The sequence below is a fragment of the Paraburkholderia dioscoreae genome (assembly GCF_902459535.1).
GTDB lineage: Bacteria > Pseudomonadota > Gammaproteobacteria > Burkholderiales > Burkholderiaceae > Paraburkholderia > Paraburkholderia dioscoreae.
In genome coordinates, this window is the sequence record NZ_LR699554.1 from 400,035 (window position 1) to 420,471 (window position 20,437).

Below are 20,437 nucleotides of genomic sequence, written 5' to 3' on the forward strand. Positions count from 1 at the left end.
GCACCGGCGTTACTTTTCGCGCCGATCATTGCCATCACCCATCAATCCCGGTTCCGCAAAGCCATAACGCCCCGGCGTGGTTCCCGTCGCCCGCCTGAACATGTCGATAAACGCACTGACGTTGTCATAGCCCAGTTCCAACGCGATGGTCGTCACGCTAACGCCATCGGCAACCAGTTCCAGCGCGCGAAGCAGTCGCGCCTGCGCGCGCCACTGGGCGAAACTCATCCCCGTTTCCGCGGAGAACTTCCGGCTCAGCGTGCGCGGCGAAAGGCCGGCCCACTCGGCCCATTGTTCGAGACGACGGCAGTCTGACAGATCACGGGCCAATGCGTCCGTAATGCGCAGGAGCCGCGCATCTTCAGGTGCGGGCAAACCCAATGATTCCGCCTGCGATGCCGCCAGCTCGTCGAGGATGACTTCCGCGATGCGGCTTCGCTGCGCATCGAGCCGCGTGCCGTCCCAGCTCGCCGCGCGGCGAACCGCCGCGCGCAACAGCGATGTCGTGCGGATCGCGCGAGGCTCGCCCGGCAGTTCGGCGCACCTTTGCTCGGCGATGAACACGCTCCACCCCGAGAACGGACCGTGCGAGCGGACCGAATGCTCGCAGTGCGGCGGAATCCAGATTGCGTGAATCGCGGGTACGACCCATTGCTGCCGGTTCACGCCGACCGAGACAAGCCCGCTCAACGCGCCCATCAACTGCCCACGCGCGTGACTATGCGACGCGGTCGCGCGGGATTCGCGTTGCGTGAGTTCTGCCGCGGCTAGAAAAGGCCCCTCGGGCGACGTGACGAGCTCTGGGCGAATAAGCGGAGTATTCATGGCTGGAAAACCGTATCGAATGGCCTTTATACCGCAGACAGGCCGATACCGCAGACATAGACTGGACCTACTATCACTTTTGAGGAGTTCAGTCCGATGCGAGCCGATCAGCTTCTTCCCGACCATGTCGATCATATCGACGTTCACGGCGCGACGATCCGCAAGGGCACCATCGCGGCGTTTCTAGCCAACGCGCTTGTCTGGAGCGACGCGCATGCAAGCGAGCCGGCACGCGCGCAGGCCGCCGCCGATATTGTCGATGCGCTGCCGGCGTTGCGCGCGTCAGGGCTTTTCGGTGTGCTCGAAATTCGCGATCCCGAATTGCGAGCGTGGATCGATACGCAACTGGCCGGCTTGCAGTCTGACGAGGTGTGCTCATGAAAGCGGCAGTCGTTACACAAGCGGGCCGCGTGCCGGTCTATGCCGAGTTCGATGCGCCGGTGGCCACGGCGGGTTACGTCCTGATCGACGTCGAAGCTTCGGCATTGAGCCATGTGACGCGCGCCAGGGCGTCCGGCTCGCATTATTCGTCGTCGGGACGGTTTCCTTTCGTTGCAGGTGTCGACGGCGTAGGCCGCCGCGAAGACGGTACGCGCGTCTACTTCTTCGGACCCAGAGAGCCGTCGGGCGGTCTCGCGCAGCGAACCCTCGTGCCTGAAGTGCAGTGTTTCGCGATTCCCGACACGCTTGATTCTGTCACCGCCGCAGCTATCGCAATTCCGGGCATGTCGTCGTGGGCGGCGCTCACCGAACGCGCGAAGTTCGTTGCAGGCGAGACGGTGCTGGTCAACGGCGCGACGGGAGCATCGGGACGCCTCGCGGTGCAGATCGCGAAGCATCTGGGCGCCGGCAAGGTGATCGCAACGGGGCGTCATCCGCAAACGCTCGCCGGGTTGAAATCTGTAGGCGCCGACTGCGTGATCCCGCTCGATCAGGACGAACCGTCATTGCATCGCGCACTTGAGCCGCATTTTCGTGAAGGCGTCGACGTCGTGCTCGACTACCTGTGGGGCCCGAGCGCGCAAACGCTGCTGACAGGCGCGGCCCGATTGCTTCCCGACGGTTATCCCATGCGTTTCGTGCAGATCGGCTCGATTGGCGGAGAGACGCTCGCCCTGCCTGGCGCCGTGCTGCGCGCCTCCGCGATCGCTTTGCTTGGCAGCGGTATCGGTAGCATCCCATTCGAGCGGCTTCTGCACGCGGCGGGCGAAGTTCTGCGCGCCGCAGTTCCATCGCGGTTCGAGATTGCAACGCGGGCAGTGCCATTGTCCGAGCTTGCCGTGCATTGGGAGAATGACGGAAATCGTTCACGCACCGTGTTTACCATGCATCCGTGACGGGACAGGAAAGTGCGAGAATTACCGCAAAAAATAATGCGATTCGACGCCGTTCAAGTGATTTGAACCCCGGTGCGTGCAAGCGGACACTGCGAGGCACTGCGCCGGCCCTTCTGCGAAGGAGTGCTAGTCGTGACCCAAATCTTCAGCGATGCCCTGCATGAGCAACTCGGAATGTGGCCGATAGCGTATATACCCTACGGCGGCGCCGATTTCGGCGAAGTCCGGAGTGTGGCGCGGGCGATAGGCGACGGCGACGACAATGCCTTTTACGACGCGTGGACAGAGGCGGCGGACAGGATGATGGACGAAGGGCGCGTCGCCGAGGCGCATGGACACCGGATCAGCGCCCGCGAGTATTACCTGCGCGCGGCGTGTTTCTATGCGAAGGCCTTCCATCCTCATTTTGGCTATCCCGTGGATCCGCGGATCTTCGAATCTTCGCGGTGGCAGATCGACGCATTCAATCGGGCACTGGCGCTCGGCGATGATCCGGTCGAGCCGGTTCGCATTCCGTTCGAAGCGTCGTCGATGCTCGCGTATGTCATCACTGCGCAGGGCCGGCCAAACGAACGCCGTCCCCTGCTTATCCTGACCAACGGCTACGACGGAACCATTACGGACCCGTTCTTCGCATCGGCGGTTGCGGCTTCACGGCGCGGATACCACTGCCTGATTTTCGACGGCCCGGGACAGGGAACCACACTTATCGACCAGGGCATCCACATGCGTCCGGATTGGGAGACCGTGATCAGGGCTGTTGTGGATTTCGCGCTAACGCTGCCTAACGTCGACTCGAGCCGTATCGTATCGAGCGGCTGGAGCCTTGGCGGTTATCTTTCACCGCGCGCCGCATCTGGTGAGCCCCGTCTCGCCGCGTGCGTGGCCGATCCCGCGCAGTCTTGCATTGCCGATGGCTTTCGCGCATACGCCATCAAACTGGGGGCGACGCCCGAACAGGCGGCTCAGCTTAGCTTGCTTCCAGACGCATTGATCGAGCGCATGGAAGAAATAATCGCCCACGACCGGAAGCTGACCTGGAGCTTTTTGAAGCGTGGATATTGGGTGAATGGAGCGAGCAATCTGCGTGAGTATCTTGCATCCGTAGAGCAATTCACGATGTCTGGACGCATCGAAAACATTCAATGCCCGACGCTTTTTACGCTGGCCGAAGATGATCCGCTCGCGAGCGGAACGCAGGCATTCTTCGACGCGTTGCGCTGCCCCAAAAAACTGCTTCGTTTCAACAAGGCCCAAGGCGCAGGGGATCATTGCGAAATGACCAATCGCTCTCTTCTTAACCGGAAGGTGCTCGACTGGCTAGACGAGGTGTTATAGCGTGTTCGATGGTTTTGTCCGGCAGCGTCGGCTGTTGCTGCCGGACAGAACCATCAATCAAATAGCAAAGCGATCACAGCGAGCGCTCGATTGCCTGCCCGAGCAGCGCCAGCCCGAGGTCGATTTCATCTTCGTGGACGGTCAACGGAGGGGCGATCCGGAAGACGCCGCCCATACCGGGCAACTGCACGATATTCATGCTGAGCCCGAGGTTCATGCACTCGCGGGTAATCTTTGCGCCAAGTCCATCCGCCGGTTCCTTCGTGCGGCGGTCCTTGACGATCTCCATGCCGAGTAGCAGCCCTCGTCCGCGAATGTCGCCGATGCACTCGAAGCGTTCCATCAGGTCCAGCAGGCCGCGCCTGAGTCGTTCGCCCATCAGGTTCGCACGCGCAACCAGCCCTTCACGCTCGACCACATCCAGCACCCGCAGACCGACGGCTGCGGGAAGCGGATCGGACACATGGGTCGTATAGAACAGGTAACCCAATTCATGAGCCCGCTCTTCTATCTGTGCGGAGGTCACGACGGCCGCGAGCGGCAGGCCGGCGCCGAGCGTTTTCGACAGGGTGAGAATATCGGGTGTGACGCCGTCGCGCTGACAGGCGAACATCGTGCCGGTGCGACCGATGCCGGTTTGCGCTTCGTCGAGGATCAGCAGCATGCCGCGCTCCTCGCATTTGCGCTTCAGCGCAGCCATGTAGCCTTCCGGCAACTCGATGATTCCGCCGGAACTGAGAATCGGCTCTGCAATGAAGGCCGCGAGGTTGCCGCTCGACTGACGATCGATGAGGTCGAATGCGTAGTCCAGTTCCGCCAGGTAATCGTATTGACCGTTGCGCTCGAAACGCGGCCGGTACGGGAACGGAGCGGGGATCGCAAACGAGCCGACGGCAGCCGGACCGACGCCCTTGCGACCGGCGCTGTAGGTTGCGGATGCCGCCCCGCCTGTCATGCCGTGCCACGACTGCGCGAAACCGACGATTTCATATTTACCGGTGACCAGTTTCGCCATGCGGATGGCGGCCTCGTTCGACTCCGCTCCCGTACTGAGCAACAGTGCCCGGTCGAGTCCGTCAGGCGTGATCTCAGCCAGGCGGGTCGCGAGATCGACCACGGGCCGCGAAAGCATGCCGCTGAACAGGTGGTCGAGCTTGCCGGCGTATTCGTTGATGACCGACACGATGTCCGGATGGCTGTGCCCAAGCACCGCGCTCATCTGCCCCGAGGTGAAGTCCAGGATCGCGCGACCGTCCGCGTCATAGACGAAGCTGCCCTGTGCGCGCTCGATGATCATCGGCTCGAAAGTACCGCCGTAGCGGATAAGGTGCTGCCTGGCGTTGCGCCAGAACGCTGCGTCATTGTTCAGGGACACCGTGCTTCTCCTTGACTGTGGCGGGAATACTTGCAGTCTAGAGGGCTCTCTGGTTTCATAGAACCTAATAGTTCTTATGGCAGATAGAAGTGGGCCTAATATCTTGAGTCTTTCACTCGAAATCGATTTGCTGCGTTCGTTTATCGTGGTTGCCGAAGTCCGGGCACTCAGCCGCGCGGCCAGCCGGATCGGCCGGACCCAGTCCGCGCTGAGTCAGCAGATGAAGCGCCTCGAAGAAATCGTCGAGCAGCCGCTGTTCCAGCGCACGGGTCGCGGCGTGGTGCTGACGAACCCCGGCGAACGCCTGTTGATTCACGCCCAGCGTATTCTGCGACTGCACGACGAGGCAATGGCCGATCTGTCCGGCAAAGGGCTTTCGGGGACGATCCGGTTCGGCTGCCCGGACGACTACGCCGCCGTTTTCCTCCCGCATCTGCTGCGGCAGTTCTCGAGCCAACACCCTCATGCGCTGGTGGAGGTCGTTTGCGCCCCCACTCCGCGCCTGCTTGAACAACTGGAGATGCATGCGCTGGATCTTGCGATGATTTCTCTGCCGGAGAACGCGACGGATGACGACATCATCCGTCGCGAACCGCTGGTCTGGGTCGGCTGTCCGGGAATGGATTCCGCCCACTTCGACCCGTTGCCGCTGGCGGTTTCCGATCCCGACACGCTCGACCATGTGGCGGCGTGCGAAGCGCTGCGACGCGCGGGGAGGGCCTACCGCATTGCCTATGCGAGCAGCAGTCTGGCCGGTCTGACGGCGCTGGTCCGCTCGGGGCAGGCGTTTGCCGTCATCACGCAGACTGCCGTTGCCGCGGATCTTCACATACTCAATGGCGATCCGGCGCTTCCGCCGTTGCCCACCATTGGCATTACGCTGAAGTTCGAGCGCAAGCGTCCCGCCCATCTGATCACGGCATTCGCGGAACACATCAGACTGACGCTGCCGTTGCTGTGATCGATCGGATCCGATAGAGGGCGGAAGGAGCTATTTGCCGATTGTCGCGCTCAGTCCAGCAGCCTGTCTCGTTGCACTTTACCGAAATGGAGCGCGAGGAAGATCCCGATGGCAAGGGCGCCTGCGAGTCCGGCTGCCGCATTCAGGCCAATCTCCAACGTGTTCGCATGGCGCGCCACGATCAGAAGCCCGATGACGAGGTTGGCAAATCCCCAAAGCACATTGACCAACGGCGGAGAATTTCCGACACCTCTCGGCCGGGCAAAGGGCGTGGGGAAGGGAAGCCCCTGCAATCCGGAAGCGAGGTGTGGAACGCTGTTGCACAGAAGCGCCCCGGCGAGAAACAGCCAGACCTGCTGCATTTGATTACCTCGATGTTGGTTGAAAAATGAAAGTGGTTGACGGACTGTGATCGGATCGTCGTGTCTGCAATATTTGAGAGGATATCCTCTCAAATAGAATAGAGATCACATTGGAGTGTGTCAACGAAACTAAAATTATCCATAAGAGAAGGCAGAGAAATTGAAATAGAGCCCGTCTATCATGACGTGATAATATGCGAGGAATTACTCTCAAATCCTCAAATATTGGTCAATCTGAATGACATCGCCCAAGCCTGCCCCAGACGCTGCGCGCGCTACCGAACCGAAAGGAGAGAAGGGGCGCCAGCGCGTCGCGGCGATCATGGCGGCCGGGGTCGCCGTGTTCACGGAAAAGGGTTATGACGCAGCCACGATGACCGAGATCGCGGCCCGCTCCGGCACCGCAATCGGCTCGCTCTATCGATTCTTTCCGTCGAAGGAAGCGCTCGCCGACGCGCTGTTGCTCCGCTACGCGCTGCATGTCAAAAATGCACTTGCCGAGATGGCGCAACAGGTGCCCGACATGACGCTCGAAAGCGTGGCGGACTCGTTTGTCGACTTCATGCTCGTACTTCAGTCGCAGCGAAGCTTTGCGGCCGCCCTCGTGGACGCGCGCGGCGGCAATGCCGACGAACGTGCGCGGTTTCGCGAAACCATGCGCGGCGGAGTAGCGGACATCTTGCGCAAAGCGGTTCCCGGCCTGAAGCAGGCGAAGGCGAAGGTCATGGCGGTCGTACTGATCCACATGCTCAAGGGTGTGGTCAGTACCGCCAGCGAAGAGCCCGCAGCACGAGCCATGCTCCTTGCCGAGGTCCGCGAACTCGTTCGTATGTATCTTGCGTCGGTATCGGGGCGAGAGAAGTAAATCGATCAACGGCGTGCAGCTTTGCGCGAGATGCAGTCGTTGTCGGCCGGAATTCCCGCTATCTCACGGCCCGAATTCCGCGACCACCTGGTCAATGAAGGCGCGCAATTTCGGCGTGGGCCGCCTGGCGGTAAACAGCGCGTGCATTGGCCGTTCAGGCGCCTCGTACTTGCGCAGAAGGCGCACGAGCCGGCCCGCGGCAATGTCGTCCTTGACTGCGATTTCCGGTGCGAGAGCAATGCCGAAGCCGTCGATCGCCGCGGAAATCAGGGCCTTCGTATCGTTCGCGTGAAAGCGCCCGGTGACCGTCACAGCATGTTTGCCGCGCGCGCTGCCGAACACCCACTCGTTGTACGGCGGAAGCGACGTGAAAGAAAACCCCAGGCATTCATGCCTCGCGAGCGCCTCCGGCGTTCTGGGTTCGCCACGTTCCTTCAGATAGGCCGGCGAAGCACAGGCGAGCAGTCGATACGGCATTAGCGGTTTTGCGATCATCGAAGAATCCGACAGAGGGCCGAGCCGGATCGCCACTTCATAACCTTCATCGACGAGATCCACAAACCGGTCCGTCAACGTGAGATCAACCTGGACCTCAGGATTCGAGCGAAGATAGCGCGTGATCAACGGCGCAAGGCAACAGGATCCAAATGTGACCGGGGCAGTTACACGTAGCCGCCCGCGCGGCGACGCCGAGAAATCCATCGCTACCGATTCCGCCGCCTCGGCGTCCGCGAGCAGGGCCTTGCAGCGTTCATAGAAGATCTGGCCGATTTCGGTCAGGCTTTGACGGCGGGTTGTGCGGGCGAGCAGCGGCGCGCCGACCCGCTCTTCGAGCGCAATCACATGTCGTCCAGCCATTTGCGACGAGATGCCGAAGGCGAGAGCCGCCGCCGCGAACGAGCCGCTTTCGGCGGCTTTCACGAAGATAGCCATGCTGGTCAGACGGTCCATGATTCCCCACTCATAGTTTCTACAGGCGAACCGGAATCATCGTTTATCTCGTTCGGGTTTTCAATCATAGTTATTGCGCTGTCCGCGCGGTCAACGGCGCCGCTCGGCGAATTCGATAGGAGATCGAAAATGAAGATGGGTATTCTCGGTGCGGGATTTATTGGCAGGGCGATGGCGACGCTGGCAAAACAGAGCGGGTACGAAGTCATGATCAGCAATTCGCGAGGGCCGGAAACGCTGATGAGCACGGCGGCGGCGATCGGTTGTCGCGTCGGAACGGCGCGGGAGGCTGCGGCATTCGGCGACGTGGTGGTGGTGGCGGTGCCGCTTCGCAGCTATCCCGCATTGCCGGCAGCGGAACTGGAAGGGAAGATAGTGATCGACACCTGCAACTACTATCCCGACCGCGATGGCCATATCGACGTGCTGGACCAGTACGCTATGACCACGAGCGAACTGATGGCGGGCCATTTGCACGGAGCGCGGCTGGTGAAGGCGTTCAATGCGATTCTCGCAAAAGATTTCGAAACCGATGGCACGCCGGCTGGAACGCCGCACAGACGTGCGTTGCCAATGGCGGGGGACGACCTGGCGGCAAAGCAGGTGGTAGCCGGCATTCTCGATCAGTTCGGCTTCGATGCTGTCGATGCCGGCTCGCTGTCCGGGAGTTGGCGCTTCGAACGGGCGAAGCCTGTCTATTGCGTTCGGCTGAACCGTGCCGGTGTTCTGGAGAAGCTGGCCGAAGCGAAGCGGGATGTGGAGTTGCCCCACGGTTCGTGGCGGCGTTGAGCCTGCCGTTGCTTGTTGGCAGGCGGCAACGCGGGAGCATCGCCGGGAAAACTTCGGTCGGTGCCTTCCACGGTCCACGGTCGGTATCTTTCAGAATGCACGCTGATGTCTATACTTTCTTTGCCTCGCGAACTTCATGAAAGCCGAATGTTTTAATTCATTCCTGCATTTCGCGCCGGCTCGCCAATCTTTCCGGTCTGAATCCTGGTGATGGCGACGCGGCTGGCCGGCGCGGCGCGGGCCGGCCGAAGCGCTGAAAGTCATCCGGACACATGGATGAAACACCCGGTGGTATTGACGGTGACGAGGGCATTGAATGTCAAGCGAATGGAAGCAGCGCATGAAACTGTTTGTCCAGCGCTTCTGGCAGCCGACCAGCGCGTGCATGACCTGTATGCCGGGCAGCTGGGCCAATATCATGAGTCTCTCGCACTGGACAATTGCATTACAGACCGGTCTGCTGACCGGCCTTCTGGCTGTACTTCTGACTTTCACGCCCGCGGCCGGGTTCTACAGGCGTCGATATGGCAATGCGCTAATTGTCGGCTTGCTGACAACGATAGGCGATTTTTACTCGCATGAGAGCCACTACCGGATCCCCTATGTGGAGCACATCGTGACAGGTGCGATTTCCGGTCTTCTGACGTTGGCCGCGTCATATCTCTTCGAGGACCGCGCGCGTCGACTTCGCGCGGCATGGGCGCGGGTTTTCGGGTAGCGGCGTCCATCACTTGCGGTCACTACGCGTATCGGGTATCGGCACTCGGCAACCGTCGGCGAAGTCGTGTGTATGATCCGCGCTCATGACTGCGGCTCTACCGGCAACGACACGCCGCAGCCGCCTCCACAACCGATCTGGAGTTTTAATGAGTTCAGGCACGCAATCCGGAAATGACCTCCCCGGAAAACAGGAACTGGAAGCCATGTCGGTATTCCGCTACGAACTGCGCAAGTTCTTGCGCGTGTCGGAAGAGATCGCCAACGCGGCAGGAATCACCACGCTCCAGTATCAGTTGCTGTTGCATGTGCGCGGGTTCGCGGGGCGGCGGTGGGCCACCGTCGGTGAATTGGCGGAACGTCTGCAGGCCGCACCGAACGGCACGGCTGCGCTCGTGTCGCGCTGCGAATCGGCCGGTCTGGTGACGCGAAAGGCCGACGCGAGCGATCGGCGTCAGGTGCAGGTGCACCTGACGCCAAAGGGGGAGCGTTGTCTGCTTAAACTCGCGGCAGAGCACAAGGCGCACTACGGCTCGTTCGGCTGGGTGTTCGGCGATACGGCGAAATAGCCCTTTACGTCGCGCGCATGCGTGTCGAACCGGTGGGCAGCACATATATGTCACAATGTGCCTTATTTGCCTCCACGCGACGACATCCCGATGCACCTCCATGCTCTTGTTGACCGACGCACGATCCTGCGCATCAGACGCCTCTGGTTGCACTACGGCATCTTCTGGCTCGGCGCGATCGCAACGGGGCTTGTCGCCGTCATGTACGCGAAGCTGGTGGATTTCGGCTACGCCACCTTTTTGCGCTATACGACTTCGTTCTGGTGGTTGCCGTTGTTCCTTACACCGGCGGTCGCAGCGCTCGGCGTGTGGATCACGCGGAGCTGGTTCGCGGGCGCTGAAGGCAGCGGGATTCCGCAGGTTATTGCGACCCTGCATGAAGGGCGCGAGCTGGGCCCCCGTCTGCTCAACATGCGCATTCTGATCGGCAAGATCGCCGTGTCGTTCCTGTCGATTCTGGGCGGCTTCACCATTGGCCGCGAAGGGCCGACCATCCATGTGGGTGCCGCGCTCATGTTCAGCTTGCGGCGATTCTATCCGGCGCGTTTGCGCAGTATTCGGGGCGCGGCGCTCGAGCGCAATCTGGCCCTGGCGGGCGCCGCTGCCGGACTGTCCGCGGCATTCAACGCGCCTCTCGCAGGGGTCGTCTTTGCGATCGAGGAACTGACGCGCAGCTTCGAACAGAGAACCAGCGGCGTCCTGATCACTGCGATCATCTTTGCGGGCATCGTCTCGCTCGGCTTGCAGGGCAATTACACATACTTTGGCACGATCGATATCGACGGGCACTTTCCGGATATGCTCGCCATTGCCGCGGTCATGCTGGGCGCGGTCACAGGTGTTGCGGGCGGCGCGTTCTGCTGGCTGCTGTTGAACACGGACCGCTGGATGCCGGCACGCCTCGTAGTGTGGCGGAAAGGACATCCGGTGGCCTTCGGTGCCGCATGCGGGCTGGTTATCGCGGTGATCGGCGTTGCCGCCGGCGGTCATACGTTCGGCAGCGGTTATGCGGAAGCACGCGGCATGCTCGAGGGAAGTTCGAGGCTGGGCGCGAGTTACCCGATTCTGAAGATGGCGTCGATGATCGGCTCGTATTTGCCCGGCGCGCCCGGGGGACTGTTCGCACCTTCGCTGGCCATCGGCGCGGGCATCGGCAACGCGCTGCATCTCGTGTTCGGGCAGATGCAGTTACCCATGCTGATCGCGCTCGGCATGGTGGGTTATCTCGCTGCGGTTACGCAGAGTCCTATCACGGCATTTGTCATTGTGATCGAGATGATCAACGGGCACGCGCTGGTGCTTTCGCTGATGGCGACAGCGTTGATCGCCAGCCAGGTGTCGAGGCTGTTCGCTCCGCCGCTCTATGAAGCACTGTCGAAGCGGTACGTTGCCGGCTGAGCGTCGAAGCCGGGTCTGATATCCTGGCTTCTTTCACGGCTCGCAGGAGAAGAACACATGGACCGTATGGCGGTGCTCGAACAGGGCGTGGACGTTGCGCTTCGCATGGGCACGCTTGACGATTCGACCATGGCCGCGAAACGCATTGTGAGGGGACGTCGGCTGGTTGTCGGCGCGCCGCGGTATTTCGCCGAAGCGGGTATTCCGACAACACCGGCCGACCTGAGCCGCCATCAGGCGATCGTGTACTGGCTGCGAGGCGGAAGCGAGTCCTGGTCGTTCAGCCGCGACGACGCGCCGAAGTCGCCGTGGCTGTAACAGGCAGCGACGACGAAAGCGCGTGCCTTCGTCGCTTTCGTCGAACACGTGTTGGGTGTTGCGCCGACGGTATAGAAGTCGATTGGCAATCCGCTGTTGGCCACACGGCGGCGCTTTCCTGAAACACGATCTCGCATTGGCTAACGACAGCGCTTAGCGCAACGCTACGCAAGCCATAACCCGTCATCTCAAGAAACGTCTTTTGCTAATTGGGCATTAATTAAACGGGCCTTTGGCCGTTAGCAAGGAGACCTCGTCCGCTCGGACCGACCAGCAGGAACATGCATGTGCCGTCAACGGATCATGTACTGAGCAGATTCCACTGGCTGCCATCATTGAAGTTTCGCTACGACTTACCATGACAATCAAAACAAAACTCCGGATTCTGATGCTCGTCGTGCTGATCGCCATTGGGGGCGGTATCGCTGTGACGGCAATCGGATTCAACGCCGTGAACGATGCGCAGGCGGCCTCGCATCGCCGGGAGACGCAGGTACGCGGCCTGACGGAAATCAAGGCAAGCGCGCTCTCTACAGTCGAGCTCGATCCGGCTTCAGAGGATACTAAAAAGATCTTTGCCGACGCGGAACGGAACATCGGCAAATGGGCTGAGATCATTGACCCGCTGTTCAAATCTCCCGATCAGCAAGCAAGGCTCAAGATACTGCGCGCGCAATGGAACGCTTATGATCAGAAGTCGCGTCAGTTAATCGAACTGGCCGCCCGCGATCCCAAAGCGGCCAACGATCAGGTCGCCTCGCTCTATCATTCCGACTTTCAGCCGCTTGCTGCATCGATCGAGGCAACGATCACCGAAGCAGGCAAGCGGGGCCAGCAGGCTGCGGAACTCGCCGATCGCACCAGCACGAATGCGGTCGGGACGGTGATCACGGTATTGGTGGTTGCAATGGCGATTGTGGTCGGATGGATTTTCCTGTTGTCCCGTTCGATCCAGCGAGCGCTGGGCGGAATCCAGGGGACGTTGCAGCAGGCGAGTGAATCACTCGACCTGACGCAGCGTGCATCGGTTGAGGGTAAGGACGAAATCAGCCAGACGGCGGTCGCCTTTAATCACCTGATGGCCCGGATCGCAGAGGTGATGGCCGCTGTACGGGACTCGGTGGAATCGGTGAGCACGGCCTCGAAGCAGATTGCCGCAGGCAATGTCGATCTGTCGAGCCGCACCGAAGAGCAGGCCGCTTCGCTTCAGGAGACGGCGGCGAGCATGGAGCAGTTGACCGGCACGGTGCGGCAGAACGCGGAGAATGCCCGGCAGGCCAATGGCCTGGCACAGTCATCCGCCACAATTGCCGTAAGGGGAGGCGACGTGGTGGCCGAGGTGGTCGCGACTATGGGAGAGATCAACGCCGGCTCGGCGAAGATTGCCGACATCATCGGCGTGATCGACGGGATCGCGTTCCAGACCAATATCCTCGCACTCAATGCTGCCGTGGAAGCCGCACGCGCAGGCGAACATGGCCGGGGTTTCGCCGTGGTGGCCACCGAGGTGCGCACGCTCGCGCAACGCTCGGCCGCAGCGGCCAAGGATATCAAAACGCTGATCGAAACTTCCGTGAACAAGGTCGAAACGGGCACAAAGCTGGTCGATCAGGCGGGCAGCACAATGGGCGAGATTGTGATCAGCATCAAGCGGGTGACGGACATCATGGGCGAGATCGCGGCGGCCTCGGACGAGCAGAGCAAGGGTATCGATCAGGTCGGGCAAGCAGTCACGCAGATGGATGAAGTCACCCAGCAGAATGCGGCGCTGGTGGAACAGGCCGCAGCCGCCGCGCAGTCGCTGGACGATCAGGCGAAGAAACTGCATACAGCGGTTAGTGTTTTCAAGCTCTAGGTCCGGCATGTAGCCGGCGCACGGGCCCAATGCGTTGTTAAATCGATGACTGCTCCACTTGGGTAACATCCTCTCGCGCGAGGATCGCCGCCCCAACCGGACGCTCAGGCGCCGCTGGCGATCGGCGCTTCGAGAAGACAGCCAAACTCGCGGGCAAAGTCGACAGAAACGCGCGCGTGAACTGCGCCCTGCTTGTCAAAGAACCGCTGCGTCCCTCGAAGAGTGAACACACCTTCGTGCCAGATGTTTGGGTGGATGTAGAGACCCTGCTGGCCGTCGAAGCGAAAGCACACGAACTTCTCCGGCGTAATGTCGTCCCCCGGCAATGCGAGTGGAACGTAGAACGGAAGATGATCGAGAGGAAAAAACAGTTGTCCGCCGTCCGGGTGGTAGTTCGCGTGCCAGAGCAGCATGCGTTCCGGTGCATTGGCGTGGTCGTCGCGGGCAGCTTCAGGCTCCCTTGCGTACGCAAGGATGTAGTGACCGCCCACGGCCTCGTTTCGGCCGTAGAGAATATCTCCGCGCCACTCGCTCACAAATGTCCCTTCGGTCGTGCCGGCCTCGTCACCGGTTCCAGAGTCGATGGGCCTTGTTCCCACCGCGGGCCACTGCACGATCTCGATCGGGCACTCGCTCGGGTCTGTCACAAGCCTGCCAAAGCCATCGAGCGTGGCGGGGGTCGCGTCGACCACGGGCATCGATACGCGTCGGAGGCCAGGAGGAAGGGCGGGGTTGAGGTAATCGATTTCTTGGGACATCGGCATAGTTTATACGAGTCGAAATCTGGCACGCAGGTGCTCGAATACACGCCTCCCCAAGCTGATCCGCTTGAACTAATATATTTTTCGACCTAATTGCACCGGAAAAATATATTGGACGTCTTACTCGCGCTCTCGCACTATTCGTCCATTCCCATCGCACCACCGCGCGTTTGCGCGAGCCATCACTGCCCGTAACGGGCACCGGCGGGGCCGCGCTGGAGTGCAATTCACATTCAAACGACCCCCAATACCTGAGGATACAGATGCCTGAATATCGTTCACGAACTTCGACTCATGGTCGCAACATGGCCGGCGCGCGCGCCTTGTGGCGCGCCACCGGCATGAAGGACGGCGATTTCGGCAAGCCGATTATTGCGGTGGTGAACTCGTTCACGCAGTTCGTGCCGGGCCATGTGCATCTGCGCGACCTGGGCGCGCTGGTCGCGAAGGAAATCGAAGCGGCCGGCGGCGTCGCCAAGGAATTCAACACCATCGCCGTGGACGACGGTATCGCCATGGGTCACGGCGGCATGCTGTATTCGCTGCCGTCGCGCGAACTGATTGCCGATTCCGTGGAATACATGGTCAACGCGCACTGCGCCGACGCGATGGTCTGCATCTCCAATTGCGACAAGATCACGCCGGGCATGCTGATGGCCGCCATGCGCCTGAACATTCCCGTCGTGTTCGTCTCCGGCGGTCCGATGGAAGCGGGCAAGGTTACGTCGCCGAAAGACGGCCAGGTGATCACCAAGATCGACCTGATCGACGCGATGATCAAGGCGGCCGACTCGAAGGTCAGCGACGCGGAAGTCGCCGAAATCGAGCGCAGCGCCTGCCCGACATGCGGTTCCTGCTCGGGCATGTTCACCGCGAACTCGATGAACTGCCTGACCGAAGCGATCGGTCTGGCGTTGCCGGGCAACGGCACGATCGTCGCCACGCACGCATGGCGCAAAGGTCTGTTCGAGCAGGCCGGCCGCCTGGTGGTGGACCTGTGCCGCCGCTACTATCAGGAAGAAGACACGTCGGTCCTGCCGCGCAGCATCGCCAGCAAACAGGCGTTCGAGAACGCGATGGCGCTCGACGTGGCTATGGGCGGTTCGACCAATACCGTGCTCCATCTGCTGGCGGCAGCGCAGGAAGCCGGCGTCGATTTCACCATGTCCGACATCGATCGCATCTCGCGCAAAGTGCCGTGCCTGTGCAAGGCCGCTCCCGCCACCGACAAATACCATATCGAAGACGTCCATCGGGCCGGCGGCATCCTCGGCATTCTTGGCGAACTGGCGCGCGCGGACCTGCTCGATCTGTCGTGCGGCAACGTGCATAGCGGCACACTGGGCGACGCGATCGCCAGATGGGACATCGCCGGCGGCGCGGGCGAGGAAGCGCAGAAGTTCTTCCGCGCGGCGCCGGGCGGCATTCCGACCACCGTCGCGTTCAGCCAGGAAGCCACGTTCGCCTCGCTGGATACCGACCGCAAGACCGGCTGTATCCGCAGCAAACAGGACGCGTATTCGAAAGACGGCGGCCTCGCCGTGCTGTACGGCAACCTGGCGGACAAGGGTTGTATCGTCAAGACCGCCGGTGTCGACGAATCGCAATGGGTTTTCTCCGGGCGTGCGCGCGTGTTCGAGAGCCAGGACGACGCTGTCGAAGCCATTCTGGGCGACAAGGTTGTGGCTGGCGACGTGGTCGTGATCCGTTACGAAGGTCCCAAGGGCGGCCCCGGCATGCAGGAAATGCTTTACCCCACGTCGTATCTGAAATCGAAAGGCCTGGGCAAGACCTGTGCGTTGTTCACCGACGGCCGTTTCTCCGGCGGTTCGTCCGGGCTGGTGATCGGGCACGCGTCGCCGGAAGCGGCCGAAGGCGGCACGATCGGCCTGGTGGAAGAGGGCGATGTGATCGAGATCGACATTCCGAAGCGCAAGATGCACCTGGTGGTGTCGGACGAGGAGTTGGCGCGCCGCCGGGACGCTATGGAGGCACGCGGCGACAAGGCGTGGATGCCGGCGGCGCGTGAACGCGTGGTGTCGCAGGCATTAAAGGCTTATGCGGCGCTGGCCACGTCCGCTGATCGCGGCGCGGTACGGGACATCTCGCAACTGAAGCGCAAGTGACGCGCAACGGTTCTGTCGCGGACGGCCGCGCACTCGTTTTCACAACGAGCGCGGGCCGTCCGGGTTTTTCCGGCTCTGTGTGGACGGTTGTTCGGTTGCCTGGCATGGGCTTTACTGCGCATGGCATCCGGCACTGCCTTTCGGCTGCCGGATTTTGAGCAGTCCGTTCCTGCTTATGGGCAGACCGTTGGCCGCAATGCTTATTTATGACTGTTTGATGGATATGGAGCCGCACTGGTCGCCATAAATCTCGATCCGGTTGCGTCCCCGTTCTTTCGCTCGATACAGTGCCTTGTCGCCTCGAGACAGCGACTGGTAGGCGCCGATATCGGTTACCCGCATTATGTCGATGCCGATGCTCACGGTTAGCGCGAGGTGCTCATCGCCATGCTGCAAGGGGGTTCGCGCGGTGCGGTGCTGAACGCGTCCAGCGAGTGCGATGGCGGCGTCGGTATCGGTATTGGGCAGCACCATTGCGAATTCCTCACCACCGAGCCGGCCCACGATGTCGCCGGCACGCACTTCGGCTCGTAACAGTGCGGCGAAGTGGCTGAGCGCGCTGTCGCCGGCTGCGTGTCCCCAGCGGTCGTTGAGCGCCTTGAAGTGATCCAGATCGAACATCAGCACGGCGGCTACGCGACCGCCGGCACGCCGGATGCGCGCCAACTCCGCTTCGCTTTGCATCATGAAGTGGCGGCGATTGGGCAACTGGGTCAGGAAATCGATGGTTGCCAACTCCTGTAGCTCGGCCTCGATGTGCTTGCGATCCGTCACATCGGTGATGAAGCCGTGCCAGAGCGTGCTGCCGTCGTCCAGCCGCCGCGGCCGGGCATCGCCCTGCCGCCAGCGCAAGCCTTGCCGCGGCAGCCGTACCCGGTATTCCAGGTGCCACGGCAACAGACTTGCCGCCGATTCTTCAAGCGATTCCCGGTATGCGGCCAGATCGCGTGCATCGATCAGTGCGTCGATCGTCGCCGCGCCCGTCGCAGCCTGCTGCGGCGTCAGCTCGTAAATATCGCGAATGCCTTCGCTCGTGTAAGGGAAGAAGGCGAGCCCGTCGGGCATTCGCCTGTACTGGAAGACCATGCCCGGAACCTCGTCGGTCAGGTTCGTGACCATCTCGATGGACTGCTGTAGCTGCGCGGCCATCTCCCGCAACGCGGTAATGTCGGTCGACGTGCCGACCATGCGCATTGCGTGACCGTTGCTGCCGCGCTCGACCACCTTGCCGCGGCTGCAGATCCACTTGTAGCTGCCGTCCTTGCAACGAATCCGATGCTCGACTACGTAGCTGTCGGTCCTGTTCTCGAAGTGGCTCTGCATCGTTGCATGGACGTATGCGCGGTCATCCGGATGCAAACGAAGATAAGCGTCTTCCATCCGGTTACTCAGCTCGTGCCCCTCATAGCCGAGCATGGCCTTCCAGGCCGGCGAGTAGTCGATTGTGCCGGTGACGACATTGCGATCCCAGATACCGGTCCCGCTGCCGGCAAGCGCCAACGTCATGAGCTCGCCGCCTGTCTCCAGTTCTTCGACGCGGTTACGCAGCGTTGCGATTGCGTGCGCGCGTTCGAGTCCGTGGGCGACCATCCCGGCCAATTCGCGCAGGAATTCCCGTTGTGCGTCATCGAGGCTGTGAGGTAAATCGTCTAGCAGGCACAGCGCACCCAGATGGCGCCCGTCGGCGCCTGTTACTCCACAGCTTGCGTAAAAGCGCGGCCAGCGCACAGCAAGGTCGCGTGCCTTGCCGCCGAAACGCTCGTCGTCCCATGTATCCGGCACCACGACCGTCCGGTCCGGTTTTGCGCTTGCCTGGAACGGCGGACCGGACAGGTCCGGAGGCAGCATGTGGGGTAACGAACCGTCGATGGCATGAATTCTCTGACCGCGCGCGTCGAGCAACGTGACCATTGCGGTTGCGACGCCGAAATGAAACCGCGCGATCCGTGTCAACGCCCGGCATTCCATGTCGGCCGGCGTTATTGCGAGACCGCTGGCCCCGGTTGGGGAATAGGGACCGGCGTCTTCATCGGAAATGGTGCTAGCCAGCATGGGGGCGCATTACGGTAGGAGGTCGCGAATCGAGGCAGGCAATTGTATAACGGCGACGAACGTCACGAATTGAGGGGAAAGGGGCCGATGACCATGCCGGAATAGACCGCTGCGATGGTGTCGGTTCGAAGAGCGGTTCAGGGGCGAAATGACTATTTGTCGATGCTGTCCGGACGTGTGGGGTGAGCGTGATCCGTGGGTAGTTCATTCCGTATCACAAGTTCCATGAATCCTGAACCCGGGTCGCGCTCACGGGAGAAGCGATATTCGGGAAGAAGCACCAGCAATATCTCTGCGGTTGTGCGGATCATGCAACCGCGCGCCACGTGACCACCAGACACCTGGCCACGCGGGTCGGCAACCGACATGTGCAGATGCGCTCCGTTGGGCCGAAATCGTCGTTCGCCGCTATCCTCATGCCGCTGCTCGACGAGTTCTGTCGCGAGCACCCCGGTATTCAGCCGGATGTCCAACTCGATGACGGTATCGGCAACTGGGTGCTGGATCGCGTCGATGTCGGCTTCCGGATCGGGGCGTCGGCCAGCGAGGGCGTAATTGGTCGACAGCTATTCCCATCCAGATGCTTGTGTGCGCGACACCCGACTATCTCGAAGCGTACGGAACGCCATCGACACTGGACGACCTGGCGGCGCACCGCTGTAGCGTGTTCCGGCATCCCGTCACGGGCAAGGTCGCGCCTTGGTACCTGAGCTTCGATGGCAAGCGCGAACATCGGCAGATGTCCCCCGCGTTTGCGACCAACGACACCGAACTTGAAGTGCAAGCCGTACTCGCGGGGCAAGTGATTGGACAACTCGCGAGTTTCTCGGCTGCGTCCCATGTCCGGGCGGGACGACTGGTGCCAGTCCTCCTGCAGCATATGAGCGCGCACATCGGGTTGCATCTTTATTACGGAAACCGAACTGCTCAGCCCAAGCGAGTCCGAGCCTTTCTGGATCTCGCCTTCGCTCGCCTGCATGACTGCAACGATTACGTGCTCGCGGACAAAGAGCTTGCGCGGTTCAAGTCGCGATTGAAGCGGTTCACCGGCGCGTCGTAGCGCACTCAGCCTGTACGATACAAATCTCGTGTCCGCTAACTGTGTATGTGCGGCCGGACTTCGATGCAAAGCGGCCTTCGCCGGCGTTACATCCGCTCACGCATATCGCGCGAGAAACATATCAGCGGCCGATTCCGCGATCTGCCTTTGTTCCCGTTCGCCAAGCGGCGCCTGGCCCATCGTCACCTGCGGCCAGAACGCAAAACCCTTCACCAGCGCCTGCAACTGCAGCGCCGCGAAAAGCGGATCGTCGGTCTTGAGACGGCCGTCCGCGGCGGCGGCACGCACCCACACGGTCAGGTCTTCCTCGCGTTCGCCGAGGCGGGCAACCATGTCCCGCGCCCGCTCCGGCGAATGGATACCGGCCGCGATCGCCACACGTGCAAGCGACAGAAAGGACTCGTCGTTCAGCAACCGAAGCTTGCGGCTCAACAGGTCGAGCAGTTGTGCGCGCAACGGTTCGTCGGCGCGGTAGGCGGGAACATCGCCCTGCTGGCTCGCGTCCCACAGTTGATGGAGAATCGCCGCGAAAAGTGCTTCCTTGCTTGGGAAATGGTTATAGACCGTACGTTTCGAGGCGTTCGCGCGCGCGGCGATACGATCCATGCTGGTCGCGTCGTAGCCGGCCGCGAGGAATTCCTCGATTGCGGCGCTAACAATGGCGACACGCTTACGATCAGTCAGGCGCTGAGGGATGGCAGGGATGGCACTAGATTCCATACAGAGATTTTACACCGGGCAGTTTACTTTTCTCGAAAATAAACTACACTGCGGAGTG

The 20,437-nt window shown here is 61.4% G+C and carries 19 protein-coding genes and 2 pseudogenes; 13 read left to right on the forward strand and 8 right to left on the reverse strand.

Translation table 11 applies throughout. The features are described 5' to 3' along the window. Positions 1-9 precede the first annotated feature (9 nt). Positions 10-825 (reverse strand): AraC family transcriptional regulator, encoded by an 816-nt coding sequence (locus PDMSB3_RS21975; RefSeq protein ID WP_165187684.1) that lies wholly within the window; start codon positions 823-825, stop codon positions 10-12. Between the two features lie 96 nt (positions 826-921). Between PDMSB3_RS21975 and PDMSB3_RS21980 the strand changes: the two genes are divergently transcribed. The 3 genes from PDMSB3_RS21980 (at position 922) to PDMSB3_RS21990 (ending at position 3,500) form a co-directional block, all read left to right on the forward strand. Further along, entirely contained in the window at positions 922-1,206 is a 285-nt protein-coding gene (locus PDMSB3_RS21980) for a hypothetical protein (protein ID WP_007176058.1), read from the forward strand. After that, complete coding sequence (locus tag PDMSB3_RS21985; protein ID WP_007176059.1) at positions 1,203-2,162, forward strand: quinone oxidoreductase family protein; 960 nt, start codon at positions 1,203-1,205, stop codon at positions 2,160-2,162. Before PDMSB3_RS21980 ends, PDMSB3_RS21985 begins: the two co-directional genes overlap by 4 nt. A gap of 132 nt (positions 2,163-2,294) precedes the next feature. Continuing rightward, positions 2,295-3,500, forward strand: a complete 1,206-nt coding sequence (locus PDMSB3_RS21990) for an alpha/beta hydrolase family protein (RefSeq protein ID WP_007176060.1) — start codon at positions 2,295-2,297, stop codon at positions 3,498-3,500. 73 nt (positions 3,501-3,573) lie between these two features. On the opposite strand, the gene PDMSB3_RS21995 is transcribed toward PDMSB3_RS21990, so the two are convergent. Further along, complete coding sequence (locus PDMSB3_RS21995; protein ID WP_165187686.1) at positions 3,574-4,875, reverse strand: aspartate aminotransferase family protein; 1,302 nt, start codon at positions 4,873-4,875, stop codon at positions 3,574-3,576. Positions 4,876-4,951: 76 nt separating this feature from the next. Between PDMSB3_RS21995 and PDMSB3_RS22000 the strand changes: the two genes are divergently transcribed. Next, positions 4,952-5,836, forward strand: a complete 885-nt coding sequence (locus PDMSB3_RS22000) for a LysR family transcriptional regulator (protein WP_007176062.1) — start codon at positions 4,952-4,954, stop codon at positions 5,834-5,836. Between the two features lie 50 nt (positions 5,837-5,886). Here PDMSB3_RS22000 and PDMSB3_RS22005 read toward each other — a convergent pair whose 3' ends face one another. Then, on the reverse strand, positions 5,887-6,198 hold the full coding sequence (locus tag PDMSB3_RS22005; RefSeq protein ID WP_007176063.1) for a hypothetical protein: 312 nt from the start codon (positions 6,196-6,198) through the stop codon (positions 5,887-5,889). 238 nt (positions 6,199-6,436) lie between these two features. On the opposite strand from PDMSB3_RS22005, the gene PDMSB3_RS22010 reads away from it, so the two are divergent. After that, on the forward strand, positions 6,437-7,063 hold the full coding sequence (locus tag PDMSB3_RS22010; RefSeq protein WP_007176064.1) for a TetR/AcrR family transcriptional regulator: 627 nt from the start codon (positions 6,437-6,439) through the stop codon (positions 7,061-7,063). A gap of 63 nt (positions 7,064-7,126) precedes the next feature. On the opposite strand, the gene PDMSB3_RS22015 is transcribed toward PDMSB3_RS22010, so the two are convergent. Next, the gene (locus tag PDMSB3_RS22015) at positions 7,127-8,014 is read right to left on the reverse strand and encodes a LysR family transcriptional regulator (RefSeq protein ID WP_007176065.1); all 888 of its coding nucleotides are present in this window, start codon (positions 8,012-8,014) and stop codon (positions 7,127-7,129) included. 129 nt (positions 8,015-8,143) lie between these two features. Here PDMSB3_RS22015 and PDMSB3_RS22020 point away from each other — a divergent pair, with 129 nt between their 5' ends. From PDMSB3_RS22020 to PDMSB3_RS38310, 6 genes are all read left to right on the forward strand, one after another. After that, positions 8,144-8,803: an NADPH-dependent F420 reductase gene (locus PDMSB3_RS22020; RefSeq protein WP_165187690.1), complete on the forward strand. Its 660-nt coding sequence runs from the start codon at positions 8,144-8,146 to the stop codon at positions 8,801-8,803. Positions 8,804-9,119: 316 nt separating this feature from the next. After that, positions 9,120-9,521: a hypothetical protein gene (locus tag PDMSB3_RS22025; RefSeq protein WP_007176067.1), complete on the forward strand. Its 402-nt coding sequence runs from the start codon at positions 9,120-9,122 to the stop codon at positions 9,519-9,521. Between the two features lie 148 nt (positions 9,522-9,669). Further along, complete coding sequence (locus PDMSB3_RS22030) at positions 9,670-10,089, forward strand: MarR family winged helix-turn-helix transcriptional regulator (RefSeq protein WP_007176068.1); 420 nt, start codon at positions 9,670-9,672, stop codon at positions 10,087-10,089. Positions 10,090-10,179: 90 nt separating this feature from the next. After that, positions 10,180-11,487, forward strand: coding sequence for a chloride channel protein (locus PDMSB3_RS22035; protein ID WP_007176069.1), 1,308 nt, complete (start codon positions 10,180-10,182; stop codon positions 11,485-11,487). A 57-nt stretch (positions 11,488-11,544) separates the two neighbouring features. Next, positions 11,545-11,805 (forward strand): LysR substrate-binding domain-containing protein, encoded by a 261-nt coding sequence (locus PDMSB3_RS22040; RefSeq protein WP_035516416.1) that lies wholly within the window; start codon positions 11,545-11,547, stop codon positions 11,803-11,805. Positions 11,806-12,037: 232 nt separating this feature from the next. Continuing rightward, complete coding sequence (locus PDMSB3_RS38310) at positions 12,038-13,660, forward strand: methyl-accepting chemotaxis protein (protein ID WP_327197034.1); 1,623 nt, start codon at positions 12,038-12,040, stop codon at positions 13,658-13,660. A gap of 104 nt (positions 13,661-13,764) precedes the next feature. On the opposite strand, the gene PDMSB3_RS22050 is transcribed toward PDMSB3_RS38310, so the two are convergent. Next, positions 13,765-14,418 (reverse strand): ureidoglycolate lyase, encoded by a 654-nt coding sequence (locus PDMSB3_RS22050; RefSeq protein ID WP_035516993.1) that lies wholly within the window; start codon positions 14,416-14,418, stop codon positions 13,765-13,767. A gap of 266 nt (positions 14,419-14,684) precedes the next feature. On the opposite strand from PDMSB3_RS22050, the gene ilvD reads away from it, so the two are divergent. Further along, a complete protein-coding gene (gene ilvD / locus PDMSB3_RS22055) occupies positions 14,685-16,547 on the forward strand; it encodes a dihydroxy-acid dehydratase (protein WP_165187692.1) in 1,863 nt (620 codons plus the stop codon). A gap of 204 nt (positions 16,548-16,751) precedes the next feature. Here ilvD and PDMSB3_RS22060 read toward each other — a convergent pair whose 3' ends face one another. Continuing rightward, on the reverse strand, positions 16,752-18,599 hold the full coding sequence (locus PDMSB3_RS22060) for a diguanylate cyclase (RefSeq protein ID WP_165187694.1): 1,848 nt from the start codon (positions 18,597-18,599) through the stop codon (positions 16,752-16,754). A 152-nt stretch (positions 18,600-18,751) separates the two neighbouring features. Further along, a pseudogene (locus tag PDMSB3_RS22065) lies at positions 18,752-18,988 on the reverse strand (PCC domain-containing protein); the annotation flags it as partial. Between PDMSB3_RS22065 and PDMSB3_RS22070 the strand changes: the two are divergent. Continuing rightward, positions 18,974-19,659, forward strand: a pseudogene (locus tag PDMSB3_RS22070) (substrate binding domain-containing protein); the annotation flags it as partial. The pseudogenes PDMSB3_RS22065 and PDMSB3_RS22070 overlap by 15 nt on opposite strands. A 96-nt stretch (positions 19,660-19,755) precedes the next feature. On the opposite strand, the gene PDMSB3_RS22075 reads toward PDMSB3_RS22070, so the two are convergent. Beyond that, complete coding sequence (locus tag PDMSB3_RS22075; protein WP_007176074.1) at positions 19,756-20,379, reverse strand: TetR/AcrR family transcriptional regulator; 624 nt, start codon at positions 20,377-20,379, stop codon at positions 19,756-19,758. Between the last annotated feature and the right edge of the window lie 58 nt (positions 20,380-20,437).

Coding starts and splice junctions, on each gene's coding strand:
- PDMSB3_RS22040 (WP_035516416.1), top strand. CDS start 11,545: ATGGACCGTATGGCGGTGCTCGAACAGGGCGTGGACGTTGCGCTTCGC.
- PDMSB3_RS21980 (WP_007176058.1), top strand. CDS start 922: ATGCGAGCCGATCAGCTTCTTCCCGACCATGTCGATCATATCGACGTT.
- ilvD (WP_165187692.1), top strand. CDS start 14,685: ATGCCTGAATATCGTTCACGAACTTCGACTCATGGTCGCAACATGGCC.
- PDMSB3_RS22000 (WP_007176062.1), top strand. CDS start 4,952: ATGGCAGATAGAAGTGGGCCTAATATCTTGAGTCTTTCACTCGAAATC.
- PDMSB3_RS22015 (WP_007176065.1), bottom strand. CDS start 8,014: ATGGACCGTCTGACCAGCATGGCTATCTTCGTGAAAGCCGCCGAAAGC.
- PDMSB3_RS22035 (WP_007176069.1), top strand. CDS start 10,180: ATGCACCTCCATGCTCTTGTTGACCGACGCACGATCCTGCGCATCAGA.
- PDMSB3_RS22025 (WP_007176067.1), top strand. CDS start 9,120: ATGTCAAGCGAATGGAAGCAGCGCATGAAACTGTTTGTCCAGCGCTTC.
- PDMSB3_RS21975 (WP_165187684.1), bottom strand. CDS start 825: ATGAATACTCCGCTTATTCGCCCAGAGCTCGTCACGTCGCCCGAGGGG.
- PDMSB3_RS22020 (WP_165187690.1), top strand. CDS start 8,144: ATGAAGATGGGTATTCTCGGTGCGGGATTTATTGGCAGGGCGATGGCG.
- PDMSB3_RS22075 (WP_007176074.1), bottom strand. CDS start 20,379: ATGGAATCTAGTGCCATCCCTGCCATCCCTCAGCGCCTGACTGATCGT.
- PDMSB3_RS21985 (WP_007176059.1), top strand. CDS start 1,203: ATGAAAGCGGCAGTCGTTACACAAGCGGGCCGCGTGCCGGTCTATGCC.
- PDMSB3_RS22060 (WP_165187694.1), bottom strand. CDS start 18,599: ATGCTGGCTAGCACCATTTCCGATGAAGACGCCGGTCCCTATTCCCCA.
- PDMSB3_RS22050 (WP_035516993.1), bottom strand. CDS start 14,418: ATGTCCCAAGAAATCGATTACCTCAACCCCGCCCTTCCTCCTGGCCTC.
- PDMSB3_RS22010 (WP_007176064.1), top strand. CDS start 6,437: ATGACATCGCCCAAGCCTGCCCCAGACGCTGCGCGCGCTACCGAACCG.
- PDMSB3_RS22030 (WP_007176068.1), top strand. CDS start 9,670: ATGAGTTCAGGCACGCAATCCGGAAATGACCTCCCCGGAAAACAGGAA.
- PDMSB3_RS22005 (WP_007176063.1), bottom strand. CDS start 6,198: ATGCAGCAGGTCTGGCTGTTTCTCGCCGGGGCGCTTCTGTGCAACAGC.